General features: G+C 63.0%; 21 protein-coding genes and 1 tRNA gene. 16 read left to right on the top strand and 6 right to left on the bottom strand.

Annotation, left to right across the window (positions count from 1 at the left end; all coding sequences use genetic code 11):
- The first annotated feature begins 97 nt into the window (after positions 1–97).
- From Q1V43_RS12335 to Q1V43_RS12320, 4 genes are all read left to right on the top strand, one after another.
- The gene (locus Q1V43_RS12335; protein ID WP_300518345.1) at positions 98–1,063 is read left to right on the top strand and encodes a cupin; all 966 of its coding nucleotides are present in this window, start codon (positions 98–100) and stop codon (positions 1,061–1,063) included.
- 51 nt (positions 1,064–1,114) lie between these two features.
- Positions 1,115–1,813 carry an alpha/beta fold hydrolase gene (locus Q1V43_RS12330; RefSeq protein WP_300518344.1) on the top strand — a complete coding sequence of 233 codons (699 nt, stop codon included), beginning with the start codon at positions 1,115–1,117 and terminating at the stop codon, positions 1,811–1,813.
- Positions 1,813–2,508, top strand: coding sequence for an RraA family protein (locus Q1V43_RS12325; protein WP_300518363.1), 696 nt, complete (start codon positions 1,813–1,815; stop codon positions 2,506–2,508). The genes Q1V43_RS12330 and Q1V43_RS12325 overlap by 1 nt, the downstream gene beginning before the upstream one ends.
- A gap of 417 nt (positions 2,509–2,925) precedes the next feature.
- Positions 2,926–2,999: transfer RNA gene (locus Q1V43_RS12320), tRNA-Gly, on the top strand.
- A gap of 150 nt (positions 3,000–3,149) precedes the next feature.
- Here Q1V43_RS12320 and grxD read toward each other — a convergent pair.
- The 6 genes from grxD to Q1V43_RS12290 all read right to left on the bottom strand — a co-directional run bounded on the left by grxD (position 3,150) and on the right by Q1V43_RS12290 (position 8,252).
- Positions 3,150–3,512, bottom strand: a complete 363-nt coding sequence (grxD, locus tag Q1V43_RS12315) for a Grx4 family monothiol glutaredoxin (RefSeq protein WP_300518341.1) — start codon at positions 3,510–3,512, stop codon at positions 3,150–3,152.
- A 45-nt stretch (positions 3,513–3,557) separates the two neighbouring features.
- Positions 3,558–3,803, bottom strand: a complete 246-nt coding sequence (locus Q1V43_RS12310) for a hypothetical protein (protein WP_300518339.1) — start codon at positions 3,801–3,803, stop codon at positions 3,558–3,560.
- Positions 3,804–3,813: 10 nt separating this feature from the next.
- A complete protein-coding gene (locus Q1V43_RS12305) occupies positions 3,814–4,050 on the bottom strand; it encodes a BolA family protein (RefSeq protein WP_300518336.1) in 237 nt (78 codons plus the stop codon).
- An 82-nt stretch (positions 4,051–4,132) separates the two neighbouring features.
- Entirely contained in the window at positions 4,133–4,663 is a 531-nt protein-coding gene (locus tag Q1V43_RS12300) for a hypothetical protein (protein WP_300518333.1), read from the bottom strand.
- Positions 4,664–4,672: 9 nt separating this feature from the next.
- Positions 4,673–6,832: a phosphoribosylformylglycinamidine synthase subunit PurL gene (gene purL / locus Q1V43_RS12295; RefSeq protein WP_300518330.1), complete on the bottom strand. Its 2,160-nt coding sequence runs from the start codon at positions 6,830–6,832 to the stop codon at positions 4,673–4,675.
- Positions 6,833–7,352: 520 nt separating this feature from the next.
- A complete protein-coding gene (locus Q1V43_RS12290; RefSeq protein WP_300518328.1) occupies positions 7,353–8,252 on the bottom strand; it encodes a LysR family transcriptional regulator in 900 nt (299 codons plus the stop codon).
- A 168-nt stretch (positions 8,253–8,420) separates the two neighbouring features.
- Between Q1V43_RS12290 and Q1V43_RS12285 the strand changes: the two genes are divergently transcribed.
- The 12 genes from Q1V43_RS12285 to Q1V43_RS12230 all read left to right on the top strand — a co-directional run bounded on the left by Q1V43_RS12285 (position 8,421) and on the right by Q1V43_RS12230 (position 20,547).
- Positions 8,421–11,837, top strand: a complete 3,417-nt coding sequence (locus tag Q1V43_RS12285) for an indolepyruvate ferredoxin oxidoreductase family protein (protein WP_300518325.1) — start codon at positions 8,421–8,423, stop codon at positions 11,835–11,837.
- 57 nt (positions 11,838–11,894) lie between these two features.
- The gene (locus tag Q1V43_RS12280; RefSeq protein WP_300518322.1) at positions 11,895–12,767 is read left to right on the top strand and encodes a lysophospholipid acyltransferase family protein; all 873 of its coding nucleotides are present in this window, start codon (positions 11,895–11,897) and stop codon (positions 12,765–12,767) included.
- Between the two features lie 13 nt (positions 12,768–12,780).
- Entirely contained in the window at positions 12,781–13,593 is an 813-nt protein-coding gene (gene murI / locus Q1V43_RS12275) for a glutamate racemase (protein WP_300518320.1), read from the top strand.
- Between the two features lie 57 nt (positions 13,594–13,650).
- Positions 13,651–14,679 carry an N-acetyl-gamma-glutamyl-phosphate reductase gene (gene argC / locus Q1V43_RS12270; RefSeq protein ID WP_300518318.1) on the top strand — a complete coding sequence of 343 codons (1,029 nt, stop codon included), beginning with the start codon at positions 13,651–13,653 and terminating at the stop codon, positions 14,677–14,679.
- Between the two features lie 30 nt (positions 14,680–14,709).
- Positions 14,710–15,153: a cytochrome c maturation protein CcmE gene (gene ccmE / locus Q1V43_RS12265; RefSeq protein ID WP_300518361.1), complete on the top strand. Its 444-nt coding sequence runs from the start codon at positions 14,710–14,712 to the stop codon at positions 15,151–15,153.
- Between the two features lie 66 nt (positions 15,154–15,219).
- Positions 15,220–15,831 (top strand): holin-associated N-acetylmuramidase, encoded by a 612-nt coding sequence (locus tag Q1V43_RS12260; protein WP_300518315.1) that lies wholly within the window; start codon positions 15,220–15,222, stop codon positions 15,829–15,831.
- Positions 15,822–16,349 (top strand): holin family protein, encoded by a 528-nt coding sequence (locus Q1V43_RS12255; protein ID WP_300518314.1) that lies wholly within the window; start codon positions 15,822–15,824, stop codon positions 16,347–16,349. The genes Q1V43_RS12260 and Q1V43_RS12255 overlap by 10 nt, the downstream gene beginning before the upstream one ends.
- The gene (locus tag Q1V43_RS12250) at positions 16,339–16,524 is read left to right on the top strand and encodes a hypothetical protein (protein ID WP_300518311.1); all 186 of its coding nucleotides are present in this window, start codon (positions 16,339–16,341) and stop codon (positions 16,522–16,524) included. The genes Q1V43_RS12255 and Q1V43_RS12250 overlap by 11 nt, the downstream gene beginning before the upstream one ends.
- Positions 16,525–16,656: 132 nt before the next feature.
- Entirely contained in the window at positions 16,657–17,079 is a 423-nt protein-coding gene (locus tag Q1V43_RS12245) for a hypothetical protein (protein WP_300518309.1), read from the top strand.
- Positions 17,080–17,167: 88 nt separating this feature from the next.
- A complete protein-coding gene (locus Q1V43_RS12240) occupies positions 17,168–19,141 on the top strand; it encodes a heme lyase CcmF/NrfE family subunit (protein ID WP_300518358.1) in 1,974 nt (657 codons plus the stop codon).
- Positions 19,138–19,599: a cytochrome c-type biogenesis protein gene (locus Q1V43_RS12235; protein WP_300518307.1), complete on the top strand. Its 462-nt coding sequence runs from the start codon at positions 19,138–19,140 to the stop codon at positions 19,597–19,599. Before Q1V43_RS12240 ends, Q1V43_RS12235 begins: the two co-directional genes overlap by 4 nt.
- Before the next feature lie 171 nt (positions 19,600–19,770).
- On the top strand, positions 19,771–20,547 hold the full coding sequence (locus Q1V43_RS12230; RefSeq protein WP_300518305.1) for an enoyl-CoA hydratase-related protein: 777 nt from the start codon (positions 19,771–19,773) through the stop codon (positions 20,545–20,547).
- The last annotated feature ends 46 nt before the right edge of the window (positions 20,548–20,593 follow it).

Below are 20,593 nucleotides of genomic sequence, written 5' to 3'. Positions count from 1 at the left end.
CCCGACCGACCAGGCACCAACCCCTTCCCCGGCGCGCGAACACAAGTCAGCCGGATCACCCAACGGCCCATGGCCGGCAGAAAACGGAAAGACCGATATGACTCACCCGATCGAAAGCCGCATCGTGCGCTATGGCGAATTGCAGCCCTGCAAGACTGCCTTCATCGACGCCCATACGCCGGGATCGGACCAGAAGGAGAACTTTACCATCATCGGCGGTGGCGTTTCCGAAAGCCCCGATCAGCACGTGCATATCACCGACAAGATCGGCTTCAACATCGGTGCGGCGGGGCAGCCGCCGAAATGCCGCAACTCGCTGCACAGCCATACCACTGCCGAGGTCTTCTTTGTCGCCAAGGGCCGCTGGCGCTTCTTCTGGGGGCGTTATGGCACGGCGGGTGAGTTCATCGCCGAGGAAGGCGATATCTTCAACATTCCAACCGGCATCTTTCGTGGATTCGAGAACGTTGGCGACGACTACGGAATGATAATGTCGATGCTGGGCGGCGACGACGCGGGCGGCGGGGTGACATGGGCCCCGCAGGTGATCGAGGACGCGCAGGACCACGGGCTGATGCTGGGTGACAATGGTGTGCTTTACGATACCAAAAAGGGCGAAAGCCTGCCCCACAACGTACGCCCCATGCCGCTGTTGACCGAAGACGAGCTGAAAGCCTACCCGGAAGTTCCCGTCGAGGATGTGATCGGCGCCTATGTCGCCCGCTACTGGGACCTTGCGGCGCTGGCGGCGAAGAAACCCGCCGTGGTGATCGGCGAGAGTGGCATCATCAAGGACAAACCGGGGTTCGAGGTCGACTTCCTGGCCCGTGGCTCGGCCCAGGCGGAATCCGTGACGGCCGCGAAACCTGTGGTGCTGATGCCCGCGCGCGGCCATTGGCGCATTGCGGTGGATGTCTATTCCACGACGATTTCGACCGGCGACACTGTGCTGGTCCTGCCGGGGGAATCCTATGCAATCGAGCCGTCCATGACCGGCGAGGCGGGGCTCTACCGCATCGCTGCCACCGACGATCCAGCCGGGGCAACCTGGACCGGCAACTGAGCGCACAGGCCGGGCGTTTTCGCGCCCGGCCATCAGGCCAAGGAGGCCCCGATGACCCGAACGCCCCTACTTCTGATCCCCGGCATGATGTGCGACGGGCGGCTTTTCGGCCCGCAGATCGCCGCCTTTTCCGGTACGCGGGCCGTGCAGGTCGCGCCGCTGGATGCCCATGACACGGTGCAGGCGCTGGCTGCCGACATTCTGGCGGGCGCGCCCGAACGTTTCGCGCTGGCAGGTCTGTCCATGGGTGGCATCGTCGCCATGGAAGTGCTGCGCCAGGCCCCGGACCGGGTCGATCGTCTGGCCCTGCTGGACACCAACCCGCGCGCCGAGCTGGACGAGGTCAAGGAAAAGCGCGGGCCACAGATGGAGGCCGTGCGGGCAGGAGGGCTTGCGCAGGTGATGACCGAACAGATGATCCCCAACTACGCCCATGAGGGTAGCGAGACGCCCGAAATGGACGCGCTGGCGCTCCAGATGGCTTTGGAGCTGGGGCCGCAGGTCTTCCTGCGCCAGTCGCTGGCCCTGCGCGACCGCCCGGCGCAGATCGAGACCCTGGCGGGCTATGCGGGGCCATCGCTGGTGCTGGTCGGGGAAAGCGACAGGCTTTGCCCGCTGGATCGGCACGAACAGATGCACGGACTTCTTGTGAGCTCCACCATAGAAGTCATTGAAAAGGCGGGTCATTTGACCACGCTGGAGCAACCCGAAGCAACGAATGCAGCGCTGGCGCGCTGGTTGGAGGCATGATGGACCAAAGCCTGCTGGACCTTCTGAAACAGGTCGATACCCCCACCGTCTGCAACGCCATCGAAGTGGCCCAGGGCAAGCGCGGCTTCGACGCGTTCACCAGGGGCACCATGCTGTGTTCCGCGCCCGATGAACCGGCGATGGTGGGCTATGCTCGCACCGCCAGGATCGCCGCGGTTGCGCCGCCTTCCGAGCCGCCCGAGGTGATCAAGGCCCGGCGCATGTGCTATTACCGCCACATGGCCGAGGGATCGCGCCCGGGAATTGCCGTGGTCGAGGATCTGGATTTCCCCCATGCCATCGGTGCCTATTGGGGTGAGATCAACACCACCGTGCACAAGGGCTTTGGCCTGTCCGGCGCGCTGACCAATGGCGTGATGCGCGACCTGGGCGATCTGCCGGAGGGCTTTCCGGTCGTCGCGGGGTCCATCGGACCCAGCCACGGGTTCGTGCATGTGCGCGAGGTCGGCACACAGGTCACGATCTTCGGGCTCGTAATCTCGGACGGGGATCTTGTTCACGCCGACCGCCACGGCGCCTTGGTGATCCCGCCCGAGGTCATTCCCCTGCTGGAAGGCGCCATTCGCAAACTGCTGGACACCGAACGCTTGGTGCTGGATCCCGCCCGCGAAGAGGGGTTCGATTTCGAGGCATTCGAAGCCGCCTGGGCTGCCTTTGAGGCCGCCCGCACCTAAGTGCGCGTAGAGGGGGACATCACGGCGCCGGGCAACACACGAGAGACGACCAAAAGCAAGAGATGCCGGGCAGTTCAATGAGCCTGCCACAGGCTCCCCTTACTCCCGCGGAGTCGGGGGGAATGTGGCTCTAAGCGTTTTCTGAGAAGTCGCTATTTCGGGCCCCGATTTTGTTGGGTTGTTGAGAGGTATCTGAGATCTGGGACTTCTGATTTGAGTATCGATAGCTTTAGCGCGAAGCTGCCATCCGCTGCTGGGTCTATGAACGGCGGCTTCGCGCAGGAAGCGGAGACATGAACCTTCATTTAACACTTCTGAAAGGTGCGATCAGAGAGGCGCTAGAATAAAGATTTTGCCTTTGAAGAAATGGCCCTATTGACCTCAATTTCAGGCTGTTCTAGGTAATCAAAACTCTGAGCGGGTATGGTGAAATGGTATCATAAGAGCCTTCCAAGCTTAAGGTGCGGGTTCGATTCCCGCTACCCGCTCCAAGACCTTCCTTCTGGTGCGTGACGTGTTGAAACCTGTTGTTGCACAACGGTTCGGTCCCGTGTTGCACGAGGCCCCAGGGTCAGAGAAAGCCCCGCCGGGCGCGGCGCGCGGCGGGGCTCTGGTGGGGGTCTGGTGGGGGTCTGTCCGGATCAGGCGTTCGCGGCACGAATCTGATCGGCGGCGTCCTTGTTGTAGGCCACACCATTGTCGTCGAACAGCGTGTCCAGTTCGCCGGACAGGGTCATCTCGGTGATGATGTCGCAGCCGCCGACGAACTCGCCCTTGACGTAGAGCTGCGGGATGGTCGGCCAGTCGGAGTAATCCTTGATGCCCTGGCGGATTTCTTCATCGGCCAGCACGTTCACGTCGGCGTAGTCCACGCCCATGAAGTTCAGCACACCGGCCACGCGCGAAGAAAAGCCGCATTGCGGCATTTCCTTGGTGCCCTTCATGTAGAGCACCACGTCGGTGGATTTCACGGTTTCGTCGATGCGGGTTTTTGCGTCGCTCATGTCTTGTCTCCTGTGCGGCCCAGCGGGTGAGGGGCGGGCCTGGTTTCAGCGTCTGATGATCGTGTCGTTGCGACCTTCGATGATCTGGTTTCGCTTGTGGGCCTCGTCCACAAGCCTGGTATCGGTGGCTTCCATGCCCAGTTCAGCCTCCCCGTCGGGGCGGGTTTGCGCGGTGCCGGGGCGCATCTCGGCAAACCTGCGGCGGCGCCTGCCGCGTCTCACCCAGGCCTCCACGGCGATGGCGCCGCAGACCAAGAGCACGACCCCGAGGATGATCCAGCGCAGTTCCACCGGGCGGGGCTCAGTCCGGAGCCTTGGTGGTCAGGGCCAGCGCGTGCAGTTCGCCCGAGTCGATCTGCGGCTTCACGGTGGCGTTCACGGCGCGTTGCTGCTGCACGCGGTTCATGCCGCGGAAGCTCTCGTCGACCACCTCGGCGGCCCAGTGGTTGCCGTCACCGGCGAGGTCCGTGATGGTGATCTGTGCGTCGGGGAAACCGGCGCGGATCAGGGATTCGATTTGCTGGGCTTGCATGGCCATGCGCAGGTGATCCTTGTTTTGTTGCCGTATCAATCTAGGGGGCAGGGACGGGGGTCGCAAGAGGAGAACAGCGTTGCAGGCCTCAGCCGCCGAGGGCGCTTCGGAATGTCGCAAGGGTCTCACGCACACGCGTGAACAGCCCGGAGGCCTCGGCTTCGGCCAGGCTGTCGGGGGTCCAGCCGTCCACGGGTCTGAGTTTGCGCAGGAGGGTCAGGCGGGCGATCTCCTGTTCTTCATCCAGGGGCAGGCGTTCGGCCAGGAACAACATCTGCAGCGCCTCGTGTATACGCTGCATGCGGCGGTAGCTTTCGGCCATGTCCGCCAGAAGCGCCGGGTTGCCGCGCCAATCTGCCCCACCATAGAGCCCCTGCACCACATGCTGACCGGTGCCGAGGCAATCAAACCGCGCGCAACCGGGATAACCGTGGTCCTCGAGATCCGCGTGCAGCCTGCACAGGTTGTTGTCCTGCAGGTGCATGCACGGGGTCAGCGGGAGCTTCGCGATGGCGAAGTCCTCTCCCTTGTCAAACGCGGGTGCCACGCAGCACAGCGCCGCGCAGGCGGCACAGTCGGCCGACAGTTCGGCCAGGTTGCGCGGGGGGGCGTAGTCCATCAACGCCCGTTACCGATGTGCGCTGTCGAACCCGGTGCGCCAGGCCTCTTCCAACTCGGAGAGCGGCGCTTCGGAGCCGCCAATGCGCACAGTGTCACCGGTGAAACGGCCAACGGTTTCGATGTGTACGCCCGCACGGCCGGCTTCGACCATCAGCGCCTCGGCCTCGTCGAAGTTGCAGGCCACCAGGTAGCGCGCCTGATCCTCGCCGAAGATGGTCGCGGTCTCGGTCGCATCCAGGGTGACGCCAACGCCGCCCGCCTGGGCCATCTCGAAGGCCGCCACGGCCAGGCCGCCATCGGACAGGTCCGAGCAGGCCTTGATCAGGGCGCGGTTGGCACGGATGAATTCACCGTTCCTGGCTTCGGCGTCCAGATCCACATGCGGCGCGTCGCCGTCTTCACGGTTGAACACTTCGGCCAGCAGGGCTGACTGGCCCAGATGTCCGGCGGTTTCACCCACCACCATGGCCACATGGCCGTCGCGCGCGGTGCCAGCGATCATGTCGTCAAGGCTGTCCAGCAGGCCCACGGCGCCAATGGTCGGGGTGGGCAGAATGCCCTGTCCGTCGGTCTCGTTATAGAGAGACACGTTGCCCGACACGATCGGCATGTCCAGCGCGGCAACCGCCGCGCCGATGCCCTTGATGGCGCCGACGAACTGGCCCATGATCTCGGGCTTTTCGGGATTGCCGAAGTTCAGGTTGTCGGTGGTGGCCAGCGGCTTGGCGCCCACGGCGGTCAGGTTGCGATAGGCCTCGGCCACCGCCTGTTTGCCGCCCTCGACCGGGTTTGCCTTGACGTAGCGCGGGGTCACGTCCGAGGTAAAGGCCACTGCCTTGTCGGTGCCATGCACACGTACGATACCGGCGCCAAGGCCCGGGGCACGCACGGTGTCGGCCATGACCATGTGGTCGTATTGTTCATAGACCCAGTGCTTCGATGCGTAGTTCGGCGAGGAAAGCAGCGCGCGCAGGGCGTCGATGGCATCCACGGCGGGGACTTCGGCCAGCTCTTCGGCGGCGGGGGTCTCGACCCAGGGGCGGTCGTATTCCGGCGCGGTGGAGCTCAGTTTCGACAGCGGCAGGTCGGCCTTGATCTCGTTGCCATGCATGATCAGGAAGCGGTCTTCCTCGATCGTTTCGCCGACGATGGCGAAATCCAGGTCCCATTTCTCGAACACAGCGCGGGCGGCGTCCTCCAGATCCGGGTTCAGCACCATGAGCATGCGTTCCTGGCTTTCGGACAGCATCATCTCGTAGGCGGTCATGTTCTCTTCGCGTTGGGGAACGTCGTCGAGCTGCAGCTTGACGCCCAGGCCACCCTTGTCGCCCATTTCCACGGCCGAACAGGTCAGGCCCGCCGCGCCCATGTCCTGGATCGAGATCACGGCGCCGGTGGCCATCAGCTCCAGCGTGGCTTCCATCAGGCGCTTTTCGGTAAAGGGATCACCGACCTGTACCGTTGGGCGCTTTTCTTCGATCGTGTCGTCGAACTCGGCCGAGGCCATGGTCGCGCCGCCGACACCGTCGCGGCCGGTCTTGGCACCCAGGTAGACGACGGGCATGCCGACACCGCTGGCGGCCGAGTAGAAGATCTTGTCCGCGTCCGCCAGGCCGGCGGCAAAGGCATTCACAAGGCAGTTGCCGTTATAGGCGGGGTGGAAGCGCACTTCGCCGCCCACGTTCGGCACGCCGAAGCAGTTGCCGTAGCCGCCGATGCCCTCGACCACACCATTGACCAGCTGACGGGTCTTGGGGTGGGAGGTTTCACCGAAGGACAGCGAGTTCATCGCGGCGATCGGGCGTGCGCCCATGGTGAAAACATCGCGCAGAATGCCGCCCACGCCGGTGGCCGCGCCCTGGTAGGGTTCGATGTAGGAGGGATGGTTGTGGCTTTCCATCTTGAAGATGACCGCCTGGCCATCGCCGATGTCGATCACGCCCGCGTTTTCGCCGGGGCCGCAGATCACCTGCGGGCCTTCGGTGGGCAGGGTGCGCAGCCATTTCTTGGAGGACTTGTAGGAACAGTGTTCGTTCCACATGGCCGAGAAGATTCCGAGCTCGGTAAAGGTAGGGTCGCGGCCGATGATCTCCAGGATCATCGCGTATTCCTCGGGCTTGAGCCCATGCGCCGCAATCAGCTCGTCATTGATCTTCGGATCGTCCATGCCCGTGTCCCCCTAAGACTGCAATTGCGGGCCTTTTAGGCCAAGGGGCGCGCCGGGGGAAGAGGCGAAATGGCACGGGGACTGCCGTTTGGGTGCAATGGCGGATCGTGCGGGAGCGCCGGGCGATCGGGTTGGTCGAGTGGGGCGGGGCGGCAGGACCGGGGCGGTGATTGCGGCGCGGGCTTTCCGTGCGCGCTATTTACCGGGGAAGGCGTTGGCTGCCCTGCGCAATTCCTGATCGGTTTGTGAAGATTCCAGCGGGAGGCAGTGCGGAAAAATTTAGCGTTTGGCCAAAAAAAAGGCCGGGCAAAGCCCGGCCAAGTCCAACAGGGAGGTAAAAGCGAAAGAGATGTTAGTCAATCGTTCGCTTTGAGCCTGAAATATGGGCAGGGTGCATTTGGATCAAGTCTAAATGCTGCAATGCGGCTATGCGCGTTGCGCATAGCGGCAATGGGGCAACAGATTGGGCAGATATGATCAATTCTGCGCGTGAAATTGGCAAAAGTGACGCGGATGCGCGTCAGGTCTCGCTGCGCTCGCGTTTGCGGTGGGCGAAGATTTCTTCGGTCACGAAGTCGCGGAACGCCGCGATCCGCTGCGAGCTGCGCAGTTCTTCCGGATAGGCCAGGAAGACCGGGATGTCACGGCTTTCGAACTCCGGCAGCACCCGCTCAAGCTCGGGGAAGTCCAGGGTGACATAGTCCGGCAGAACGCCGATCCCCAGCCCGTTCAGCACCGCCTGCAACACACCGAAGTAGTTGTTCACCGTCAGCATGGACTGCACATCGTGGGTCAGGATCTCGGCCACCATCGACGCCCCGGCGCTGACCTGGGCCGAAGTGGTGTTCTGGCAGATCAGGCGATGGTTGTGCATATCGGCCATGGTTTCCGGGCGGCCGTGTTCTTCGAGATAGGCGGGCAGGGCGTAGAGGCGCATGTGCACATCCATCAGCCGCTTGCGGATCAGGTCTGCCTGGCTGGGTTCCTTCATGCGGATCGCCACGTCGGCCTCGCGCATGGGCAGGTCCAGCACGCGCTCTTCCAGCATCAGGTCGATCTTCAATTCCGGGTATTTTTCGTAAAGCTTGGGCAGGCGCGGGGCGAGCCAGAGCGAACCGAAGCCGGTGGTGGTGGTCACGCGCAGCTCGCCGAAGACCTCTTCCTTGCTGTCGCGAATGCGCGCGACGGCGGCCTCCAGGCGCTGGCTCATCGCGCGTGTGGCGTCGAACAGCAGCTCCCCCTGTTCGGTGAGAATCAACCCCCGCGCGTGGCGGTGAAACAGGGTTGCGTTCAGGCTTTCCTCAAGCGCCCGGATCTGGCGTGACACCGCCGATTGCGACAGATGCAGCGCATCGCCCGCATGGGTCAGAGACCCCGCATCGGCCACCGCGTGAAAGATTCTGAGCTTGTCCCAGTCCATTTCGATAAAACCATTACCCTGTTGGCGTATTTTTTGTTCATTCGTTTATGGGAAATTTTCCTTGAAATGCCAACAGATCATTCACGGGAGGGATGCGAAGAAATCTGTTGATAGGTCAGAAACTTTGACCTAATGTGAGGCCAGCCATCCAGCCACGGGAGGAGCAAGATGAGCGATCAGAAGATCAGCCTGAATGACCGGTTCGACCTGGATAAAAGTCCGGTTCTGATGAACGGCACGCAGGCACTTGTGCGCCTGATGTTGATGCAGAAGGCCCGCGACACGGCGGCGGGGCTGAACACGGCCGGCTATGTGACGGGCTATCGCGGTTCGCCGCTTGGCGGCGTTGACCTGTGGATGGGGCGCTCGCAGAAGATCCTGAACGCTGCGGATGTGACGTTTGAACCCGGGCTGAACGAGGATCTCGCGGCGACCGCGCTCTGGGGCAGCCAACAGGCGGAGCTGCGTGGCGAGGGCAAGTTCGATGGGGTTTTCGGCCTGTGGTATGGCAAGGGGCCGGGCATTGATCGCACCGGTGACGTGATGCGCCATGCGAACATGGCGGGCTCGTCGCGTCACGGCGGTGTGCTGATGGCGATGGGCGATGACCATACGGGCGAAAGCTCCACCACGTTGCACCAAAGCGATTGGGCCATGGTCGATGCCTATATGCCGGTTCTCAGCCCCGCGGGGGTGCAGGAGATCCTCGATCTGGGCATCTACGGATTTGCGCTCAGCCGTTTTGCGGGAGTCTGGGCCGGGCTGAAGCTGATGAAGGACACGGTCGAGGCCACGGCGGTGGTCGATGGCCGGGTGGACCGGATGCAGCTGGTTCTGCCCGATTTCGACATGCCCGACGGCGGGCTGAACATCCGCTTGGGCGACAGCCCTGTCGCGCAGGAAGCGCGCATGATCGACTACAAGAGGTTCGCCGCGGAAGCCTTTGCAAGAGCAAACAAAATTGATCGCCGCATGTGGGGCGCGCCGGGCGCAAAGATCGGCTTTGTCGCTGCCGGCAAGAACTGGCTGGATCTGGAGCACGCCCTGACTCTTCTGGGCATTGATGCCGAGGAAGCCGACCGTCTGGGCGTGACCACCTACAAGGTGGCGCAGACCTGGCCCCTGGATATGCTCAGCTTCCACGAATGGGCCGAAGGGCTCGATCTGATCGTGGTCGTGGAGGAAAAGCGCAAGCTGATCGAAGTGCAGATCAAGGAGGCCATTTTCGACGACCGGCGCGGGCGCCGCGTCTATGGCTGGCACAAGGGCAACCAGTCGGAAAATGGCCGCCGAACGGAGCTGTTTCCCACCCGCTTCGCATTGGACCCGATCATGATTGCCGAGAAAATCGGCGGCATCCTGATTGAGGAGGGGCGCGGCACCGAGGCGGTCAAGGCGGGGCTGGAGAAGCTGGTCCATGCGCGCAAGGCCGACAACGCCGAGGAAATCGCGGCGCGTCTGCCCTATTTCTGTTCGGGCTGCCCGCACAACAGCTCCACCCGCCTGCCCGAAGGCAGCCGCGCCTATGCGGGGATCGGCTGCCACTATATGGTGCAGTGGATGGACCGCGACACGGTCGGCTTTACCCAGATGGGCGGCGAGGGCGCGAACTGGATCGGTGAAGCGCCCTTTTCCAACACCAAACACGTGTTCCAGAACCTTGGCGATGGCACCTACAACCATTCGGGCGCGCAGGCCATTCGGGCCGCGCTCGCGGCGGGGACGACGATCACCTACAAGATCCTGTTCAACGACGCGGTCGCCATGACCGGTGGGCAGACCAACGAGGGCGGGCTGACCGCCTTGCGTATTGCCCGTGAAGTCAAGGCCATGGGGGTCGAGCACCTGGCGCTGGTCTATGACGACAAGGAGGATATCGACGTCAAACCCTTCCCGCCAGGCATCGAGAGTTTCCCGCGCGAGGAATTGCCGGATGTCGAGAGAAAATATCGGGAGATCAGCGGTGTATCGGTCATTCTTTACGTTCAGACCTGTGCCGCCGAGAAACGCCGCCGCCGCAAACGCGGCACGTTCCCGGACCCGGACAAGCGGGTCTTCATCAACACCGATATCTGCGAGGGCTGCGGCGATTGCGGGGTGCAGTCGAACTGCGTGTCGATCGTGCCGGTGGAGACCGAACTGGGCCGCAAACGGGCGATCGATCAGAGCTCCTGCAACAAGGATTTCAGCTGTGTGCAGGGCTTCTGCCCGAGCTTCGTGACCATCGAAGGTGCCCGGCTGAAGAAATCCGTGACGACCGAGATCGACCTGCCGGACCTGCCGGACCCGAGCCTGCCGGTGATCGACAGAACCCACAATGTCGTGGTGACAGGCGTCGGTGGCACCGGCGTTGTCACCATAGGGGCGATCATGGCCCAGGCGGCGCATATCGACGGCAAGGGCGCGGGCATGATGGAGATGGCAGGGCTGGCCCAGAAGGGCGGGGCCGTGACGGTGCACTTGCGCCTGGCCGAGAGGCCTGAGGATATCAGCGCCATTCGCGTTGCGACCGGCGAGCTTGATGCGCTGATCGGTGGCGAACTGGTCGTCTCGGCGGGGGCCAAGACCCTGGGCCTGACTGCAACAGGGCGCACCAAGGCCGTGGTTGACAGCCATGAAACGGTTACGGGAGATTTCACCCGCGATACGGAATTCCGCATACCAGGCGACAGGTTGCAGCTCGCTCTTCAAGCGCGAATCCGCGACGGGCTTGCCATGTTCGACGCCACGGAACTGGCGCGGGTGCTGCTGGGCAACAGCATCTTTTCCAACATGATGGTGCTGGGTGCTTCCTGGCAGAACGGGCTGGTTCCGCTGTCGCATGCGGCGTTGATGCAGGCCATTGACCTGAACGGCCAGGCCCCCGACCGCAACAAGCGTGCGTTCGAGCTGGGCCGCTGGGCGGTGCTGCATCCCGATGAGGTCGCGCGCCTGACCGAGGGGGCGGTGGTCGAGAAGCCCAGGTCGCTCGACGAAAAGATCGACTTCCGCGCCGAGCACCTTGTTACCTACCAGTCCAGACGGCTCGCCAAACGCTATCGCAAACTGGTCGAGCGGGCCGGGGATCCGCAGCTGCGCGAGGCCATTGCGGTCGGCTATCACAAGCTTCTGGCCTACAAGGACGAATACGAGGTCGCGCGCATGCTGATGGATACGCGCGCCAAGGCCGAGGCGACGTTCGACGGGGATCTGAAGTTGACCTACCACATGGCCCCGCCGATCCTTGAAAAGGTCGGCGCCAATGGTCGCCCAGTGAAACGCGCCTTTTCCGAAGGGTTCATCCGCCGCGCCATGCCGCTGCTTGCCCGGATGAAACGCCTGCGTGGAACCGTGTTTGACCCGTTCCGCTACAGCGCGGAACGCAAGACCGAACGCGTCCTGATCGCCCAGTATGAAAGTGACATGAGTGAGCTGCTGAAAGGGGATGGTCCGCTGGACGTGGCCATTCAATTGGCCGAACTGCCGCGTTCGATCAGGGGGTTTGGTCCGGTCAAGGTCGAAAATGTCTCCAAGGCCGAGAAGCAGCGGGAGGCGCTGCTGGCGGCGTATCGCGCGGGTCACAATGTGATCGAGGCGGCGGAGTAACCGGTTGTCATGTTTCTGTCCCGGCTTTAGGGCACTGCTATCGCACAGGATAGAGACATGACCAAACACATCGCCCGCGACATCTCCTACGCCCATTCCGCGCAGACCCGTCCGGGCCGGGCGCTGATCCGGGCGGTGGAGAACTCCACCGGGCGGCTCAGGCTGATCAAACGGGTCGAAGGCTATGACGACGAGGTCGCGCAGGGGCGGGATTTCTGGCAGGTCATGGTGGAGCGCTATGGGTTGAGGCTGGACGTGATCGGCGGGAGCCTCGACAATATTCCGCGTTCAGGGCCGCTGATCACGGTGGCCAACCACCCCTACGGCATTCTGGACGGGCTGATGATGGGCCATATCCTCGCCCGGACCCGGGGTGATTTCCGCATCCTTGCCAACCAAGTGTTCCGCAAGGCGCCCGACCTGAACAGGGTCATCCTGCCGATCAGTTTCGATGAGACGAAAGAGGCGATGCGGGAGAACTTGGCGACCCGAAAAACAGCCCTGGACCACCTTGCGCAGGGCGGGGCCATAGGGGTGTTTCCGGGCGGCACCGTGTCGACCTCGGCCAGGCCGTTTGCCCGGCCGATGGACCCGGGATGGCGCCGGTTCACAGCAAGGATGGTTGCGAAATCCGAGGCGGCAGTGGTCCCGATCTTCTTCGACGGGCACAATTCGCGTCTTTTCCAGGTCGCAAGCCATCTGCACACCACCCTGCGCATGGCGCTTTTGATCAAGGAATTCAAAAGCCGGGTCGATGAACCGGTGCGCGTGGCGATCGGTAAGCCGATCCCGCGGGCGGAGCTGAGCCAATATGCCGCCGATCCCAAATCCATGATGGATTTCCTGCGCGAACGGACCTATGCCTTGTCTCCAAGGCCGCTCGACACTGTCGATTACGGCTATGAATTCGAGGAAAAACACAGGGCGTAAGGCGGGCAGGGCAATGGCAGTAGGGATTTTCGACTCGGGGCTGGGTGGTCTGACCGTGCTGGATGCCGTGGCCAAGCGCCTGCCGGACGTCGATTTCGTCTATTACGGGGACAATGAACACGCGCCCTACGGGGTGCGTGACGCCGATGATGTCTACAAGCTGACCACCCGCGCGGTCGAACGGCTGTGGGAGGAGGGCTGCGACCTGGTGATCCTTGCCTGCAACACCGCTTCGGCCGCCGCGCTGCGCCGGATGCAGGAAAGCTGGATCCCTTCGGACAAGCGGGTTCTGGGGGTATTTGTGCCTTTGATCGAAGCATTGACCGAACGGCAATGGGGCGACAACTCCCCGCCGCGTGAGGTCGAAGTGAAACATGTGGCGCTGTTTGCCACGCCGGCGACCGTTTCCAGCCGCGCTTTCCAGCGGGAACTTGCCTTCCGTGCCATCGGGGTGGATGTCGAGGCACAGGCCTGTGGCGGCGTGGTGGACGCGATCGAAGACGGGGACATGATCCTGGCCGAAGCGCTGGTCCGTAGCCATGTCGAAGCGTTGAAGCGCAAGATGCCGGACCCGGAGGCCGCGATCCTGGGCTGCACGCATTATCCGCTGATGGAAGAGACCTTCCAGGACGCGCTGGGGCAGGGGGTCAAGGTGTTCAGCCAGGCCAAGCTGGTGGCATCAAGCCTTGCCGATTACCTGGAGCGTCACCCGAACATGAAAGGTGAAGGGGCGGTCTCCAGGTTTCTGACCACCGGCGACCCGGCCCGCGTGTCCGACCGGGCCACGCAATTCCTGCGACGAAAGATCACTTTCGACGCCGCTTGATTGCGGTTTCTGCAAAGAACCCTTACATCACGTGAAATTCTACGAAAGAGGTCTGTCATGACCCACAAGATCGCCATCCTGGGCGCTTCCGGCTACACCGGTGCCGAGCTCGTCCGGCTCATCGCCACCCACCCGACGATGGAAATCGTCGCGCTTTCTGCCGACCGCAAGGCAGGGAAGGAGATGGGCGACGTTTATCCGCAGCTGCGTCACCTGGATCTGCCGACGCTGGTCAAGATGGATCAGATCGACTTTGACGCCGTGGACCTGTGCTTTGCCGCACTTCCCCACGGCCTTAGTCAAGCTTTGGTGCGCGACCTGCCGCCCCATGTGAAGGTCGTCGACCTGGGGGCTGACTTCCGGCTGCGCGATCCGGCCGAATACGAAAAATGGTACGGCGCGGCCCATGTGGCGACCGAGCTGCAGAAAGAGGCCGTCTATGGCCTGACAGAGTTCTACCGGGACGACATCCGCAACGCGCGGTTGGTGGCTGGCACTGGCTGCAACGCGGCCACGGTGCAGTTTGCGCTGCGCCCGCTGATCTCCGGGGGGCTGATTGATCTGGATACGATCATCTGCGACCTCAAGAACGGAATTTCCGGGGCCGGGCGGTCGCTGAAGGAAAACATGCTGTTCGCCGAACGCTCGACCGACGTGCTGGGCTATGCCCAGGGTGGCAAGCACCGGCACCTGGGCGAGTTCGACCAGGAATTCAGCTTGCTGGCCGGTCGCGACGTGCGCATCATGTTCACCCCGCATCTTGTGCCGGTGAACAGGGGTATTCTGGCCGACTGCTACGTGCAGGGCGATCCGCAGGCGATCCACGCGGCGCTGGTTGAGCGATATCAAGGAGAGCCCTTCGTCACCGTGCTACCCCTCGGCCAATTGCCGGGCATGGGTCATGTCACCGGGTCGAACATCTGCCAGCTTGGCGTTGTCGGCGACCGGGTGCCGGGGCGCGCTCTGGTCGTGTCGACGCTGGACAATCTCTGCAAAGGCTCCAGCGGTCAGGCGATGCAGAATGCGAACCTGATGCTGGGCGAAGATGAAACCACGGGACTGATGCTTGCACCAGTCTTTCCGTAACAGCCACCCAAGGAGAGAACCATGGCGGGTATGAAGGGTCTGAAGAAGAAGCGGCGCGTCCAGGTGATCGTGCTTGCCTTTGTGGCCTTGGCATTATCGGCGGGGCTGATCGGCTTCGCTTTTCGGGACGGGATCAATTATTACCGCTCTCCGAGCCAGGTATTGGAGGAACCGCCGGAAGCGCGCGAGACCTTCCGCCTTGGCGGCCTGGTCGAGGACGGCACATTGATGCGCGGCCAGGGCAAGATCGTGACTTTCGCAGTGACCGATGGCGTGTCCTCGGTGCCCGTCTCTTACTCCGGCATTCTGCCGGACCTGTTCGAAGAGAACCAGGGCATGATCGGCACCGGCAAATACGTGAACGGCGTGTTCGAAGCCTCTGAAATTCTTGCCAAACATGACGAAGAATACATGCCGAGAGAGGTCATCGACACGCTGAAGGAAACCGGCGTCTACGAGGATCCGAACGGCTGATTTCGGCTTTCTTAACGGATTTTAATCAGTCTTTCCCCGTGAATTTCCACACGGGGGAAGGCCCTGATGAAATCCGTTTCCGACATTGCAGACGAGATCATCGACCGCGAAGGCGGTTATGTAAACGACCCGGATGACCCGGGCGGCGCCACCAATTTCGGCGTCACCATCCGCACCATGCGCAGGCTCGGCCTGGACCTGACCGGTGACGGCAGGGTCACGCCGGCCGACGTGAAACGCCTGACCCGGGATCAGGCGCGTGACATCATCATCACGTATTATTTCGAGCGCCCGCGCATTGGCGAATTGCCCGAGGCGCTGCAACCCTCCGTCTTCGACATGTATGTGAATGCGGGAGCCGGGGCTGTTCGCGTTCTTCAAAAGCTGCTTCGCAAAATGGGGCAACCAGTGGCCGTTGATGGGGTGATAGGACCCCAGACCCTGACCGCCAGCCGCATCGCCCATGACGAGGCCCCCGATCACATCGCCGATGCCTATGGGATCGAGCGGCGCAACTTCTACTACCGCCTGGCCGACAACCGCCCCTCCAGCCGCAAATACGCCCGTCGCCGCGATGGTGGCAAGGGTGGCTGGATCAAACGGGCGGAAGAGTTCATTTCGCCCAGGTACCACCTGACGGAGGCCGAGCATCGCGCCCGGGTCGCGGCATGGGGTTGATCGAGGGGATTCTGGCCCTGCTCTTCGGCAGCGGCCGCAACGTGGTGCGCGAGACCGCCGAGGTCTTTCTGGAGAACCGCGAGGCCGCAGGCGCACGGGACGCAGCTTTTCGCGCTGCCGCCTTGGAACAGTTCACGCAGGAATTCGTGCTGCCGCGCCAGGGGCTCTTTGACCGGTTCATGGATGCGCTGAATCGCGTGCCGCGCCCGGCCTTGGCCCTTGGCACACTGGGGCTTTTCATCGCGGCCATGGCCGACCCGATATGGTTTGCCGCCCGCATGCAGGGCATCGCCCTCGTGCCGGAGCCGCTGTGGTGGCTGATGGGCGCGATCGTCAGCTTCTATTTCGGCGCCCGTCATCAGGCCAAGGGGCAGGCATTCCAGCGCTCGCTGACCGAGACCATGGCCCGCGCGGGACAAGTGACGCAGAACCTGCGGGTCCTCGCGGCGCTGGAGACCGGGGCAGGGCGCGAGGAGAACCCTGCTCTGGACGACTGGAGTGCGCGCGATGGGAAGTGACGTCATCCTCAAGCTGGTGGCCGAGTACGGCCCCTGGGTCACGCTGGTCTTCTATCTTCTCTATCGCGACCTGCAGAAGGATCAGGCGACCCGCGCGGTGCTGGACAAGAACAGTTCCATCCTGATCGAGATCACCACGATCATCCGCGAACGCCTGCCTGGAAAGGGAGGCTGAGATGGGTGTTTTTACAAAGCTTTTCAAATGGTTTCGGCGCATGGCCCGTGGGGCCAGGCTGCAATCTGCGCTGGACCGCAACAAAGAAGCGGCCGCCGCATTGGACGCCGCCGTCAAGGAGGTCTTGCAGAGATGAAACAGGCATTCGCACTCGCCGTGATCCTGATCCTGGTGCTTCAGGCCGGCTACAAGGTCGCCGGCTACCAGGTGGTTTACCAGATCGGATATGGCGCGATCACAATGATGTGCATGATGATTTCCGCCACCTTCCTGTGGCTTTATGTGCAGCGTGCGACACCCCTGGCTCTGGGCATGGCCTACAGCTGGTCGGGTGCCGGTCTGGTGATGGGCTGGTGGTGGCTCTACGCGGTTCTGGATCACCCGCTCTGGGCCGTGGACAGTCCGATCCTGTTCAATTTCCTCAGTTTCTACTTTGTTGGCGCGGTTCTGCATTTCAGCGTGATTCACCGCTCCTTCGGCTGGCACGGCGCCGCGTTTCTGCTGCCGATCCTGGGTGCCGTGACCCTGTCCGCCGCGATCTATTTCGTGCTCTGAATATCCCGTGACATTAGAGCGCGCCCCATTGGCCTTGGGGCGCGCTTGTCGTATGGTTGCGCCAGAAACACGGAACGTGAGCGCGAACATGATTGCCGAACTTGGCCACTTTGCACTGATTCTGGCTTTGGGCGTGGCTATCGTCCAGACCATCGTCCCCCTGGTAGGGGCACATAAGGGATGGACCAACTGGATGGCGGTGGCGGTGCCCGCCGCGACAGTGCAATTCCTGCTGATCACCTTTTCCTTCGGGGCGCTGACCTATGCTTTTGTGACCTCCGACTTCTCGCTTCAGGTCGTCACGCTGAACTCCCACAGCGCCAAGCCGATGCTCTACAAGGTGACGGGCGTCTGGGGCAACCACGAGGGTTCGATGCTTCTGTGGGTGCTGATCGTGGCGCTGTTCGGCGCCATGGCCGCCTGGTTCGGAGGCGGGCTTCCGCCGCGGCTGAAGGCCCGCGTGCTGGCGGTGCAGAGCGCGATTGGCGTCGCTTTCCTGGGTTTCATCCTGTTCACCTCGAACCCGTTCATTCGCCTGACCACGCCGCCGTTTGACGGGCAGGACCTGAACCCGCTGCTGCAGGATCCGGGCCTCGCCTTCCACCCGCCATTCCTCTACGTGGGCTATGTCGGGCTTTCGATGACCTTCTCCTTCGCCGTGGCTGCGCTGATCGAAGGTCGCATCGACGCCGCTTGGGGGCGCTGGGTGCGCCCCTGGACCCTGGCGGCCTGGATCAACCTGACCATCGGCATCGGCGTGGGATCGTGGTGGGCCTATTACGAGCTTGGCTGGGGTGGGTTCTGGTTCTGGGACCCGGTAGAAAACTCCTCTTTCATGCCCTGGCTCTTTGCCGCCGCGCTGCTGCATTCCGCCATCGTGGTCGAGAAGCGCGAGAGCCTGAAGAGCTGGACCATCCTGCTGGCGATCCTCGCCTTCGGTTTCTCGCTGATCGGCGCCTTCCTGGTGCGATCGGGCGTGATCACCTCGGTCCATGCCTTCGCCTCCGACCCCGAACGCGGCGTGTTCATCCTGGCCATCCTCGCGGTCTTTATCGGCGGTGCTCTGACCCTGTTTGCCGCCCGCGCCAACACGATGGAGGCAAAGGGGGTCTTTGGCATGATCAGCCGGGAAAGCGCGCTGGTGTTCAACAACATCCTGCTGGCTGTGTCGTCGATCGTGGTTTTTGTTGGCACGATCTGGCCACTGGTGGCCGAGGCCTTCTGGGGCCGCAAACTGTCCGTCGGCGCACCTTTCTTCGAGGCCGCCTTTACCCCATTCATGGTGGTGCTGGCGCTGATCCTCCCGATCGGGGCCATGCTGCCCTGGAAACGCGCCAGGCTGAAGCGGGTGGTCAAATCGCTTGTTCCGGCGATGACCCTGGCCGTGGCCGTGGGCGCGCTGGTCTGGGCCATTCAGAGCCAGAAGTCCGCCCTTGCGCCGATTGGCCTGGCGCTTGGCACCTGGCTGGTGATCGGCGCCATGATCGACCAGATGAGCCGCACCGGGCGCGGCAATCTCGCCAGCCGTCTCTCGCGCCTGAGCCGCCTGCCACGGGCCGACTGGGGCAAGACCATTGCCCACGTAGGCGTGGGTATAACCTTCATCGGAGTGTCGGGGTTGATGGCCTGGCAGGTCGAGGACATCCGCGTGGCCAATGTCGGCCAGACCTACCAGGTGGCCGGCTACGACGTCACGCTGGAACGTGTCTACGAGGAACAGGGGCCAAACTACATCTCGACCAAGGCCGACATACTGGTGACGCGCACCGGGGTTCATGTGACCCGTCTGTCGCCGGAAAAGCGTTTCTACCCGGTGCAGGCTATGCCGACCACGGAAGCCGCAATCTCGAACGGGATCTGGCGTGACATCTACCTGGTGATCGGTGATCCGCAGGAAGGTGGCGGCTTTGCCGTGCGCACCTTCATCAAGCCTCTGACAGGCTGGATCTGGGCTGGCTGCATCCTCATGGCGCTGGGTGGGCTTTTCAGCCTGTCCGACCGCCGCTACCGTGTCGCCGTCGGCGGCGCCAAGGCCCCGATGCAGGGAGTGCCCGCCGAATGAAACGCGTTTTGACATCCCTGGGCCTGATCCTGGTCCTGCTGGCCAGCCCGGCGTTGGCGGTAAATCCGGACGAGGTTCTGGACGACCCTGTGCTGGAACAGCGCGCCCGCGAGCTTGGGCAGGGGCTGCGTTGCGTGGTCTGCCGTGGTGAAAACATTGACGAGAGCAACGCCGCCATTGCCCGCGACCTGCGCCTGCTGGTGCGTGAACGTCTGGTCAAGGGGGACACCAACCAGGAAGTGCTGGATTTCGTGGTCGAGCGCTACGGCGAATACGTGCTGATGAAGCCAACGACCGAAGGGGCGAACAAGCTGCTCTGGGCCACCGGGCCGGTGCTGTTCATTCTGGCCGCCCTGACGGGTCTCGCCTATCTTCGTCGGCGCTCGAATGCGGCCGAACCCGCCCGGGCCCTGTCGGCGGGCGAACAGGCCCGGCTGGACGAATTGATGAAGGACTGACGCGGGCCTTGGGACCGGCGCGGCTCAACCTTTGGGGCGGCTAGGGGCTGGAACCGCCGTCCACCTCCGCCTTCGCCCCCATCTGCACCCAATAGACCGCAAAAGAACGCTGCGTTCCGGTTTAACCGTCCGTACGGTCGGTTATACTGGTGCGGAATTTGGGAGGACCCGATGGACTACGAAACGATTCGCCTCGAAATCACCGAGGGGCTGGCGGTACTGACTTTCAACCGCCCCGACAAGTACAATGCGCTGAACACACAGATGTGCGCCGAAATCGCCCATGCGGTCAAGGCGGCGGGCGAAGAGGCCCGTGCCCTGGTCATGACCGGCGAAGGGAAAGCCTTCTGTTCCGGGCAGGACCTTGGCGACCGCGCCAATGCCGCCGATGTTGACCTGGAACGCACCCTGCGCGATGAATACCAGCCGATCCTGGACGCGATCTATCAAAGCCCGATCCCGATCATTGCCGCGGTAAATGGCCCGACCGCGGGCGCCGGGGCGAACATCGCGCTGGCCGCAGATGTGGTGATCGCGAAGGAGAGCGCCTATTTCATGCAGGCCTTTGCCAAGATCGGCCTGATTCCCGACGCCGGCGGCACCTATTGGATGCCGCGCACCATGGGCTTCGCCAAGGCCATGGGGGCGGCGCTGTTTGCCGAAAAGATCACAGCGCGGCAGGCCGCCGACTGGGGGCTGATCTGGGAGGCCGTGGCGGACGAGGATTTTGAGGCCAACTGGCACGCCCGGGCCGACTACCTTGCCAAGGGCCCGACGCTTGCCTTCCGCCGCATCCGCGAGGCGATCCGTGCCTCGCTGGACAATACGCTCGAGGACCAACTGGCGCTGGAGGCGCATTCCCAGGGCGAATGCGGAAAATCTCACGATTTCTCGGAAGGGGTCATGGCGTTTCTGGAAAAGCGGAGCCCGAGTTTCGAAGGGCGCTGACTTCGCAGGCAGACATGTATAGGGCCCCGCTTAGGTGGGGCCTTTT

This window comes from Aliiroseovarius sp. (assembly GCF_030148435.1).
Taxonomy (GTDB): domain Bacteria; phylum Pseudomonadota; class Alphaproteobacteria; order Rhodobacterales; family Rhodobacteraceae; genus JASBTN01.
The sequence above is the reverse complement of the archived record's forward strand: the minus strand, read 5'-3'. Positions and strand labels throughout refer to the sequence as shown.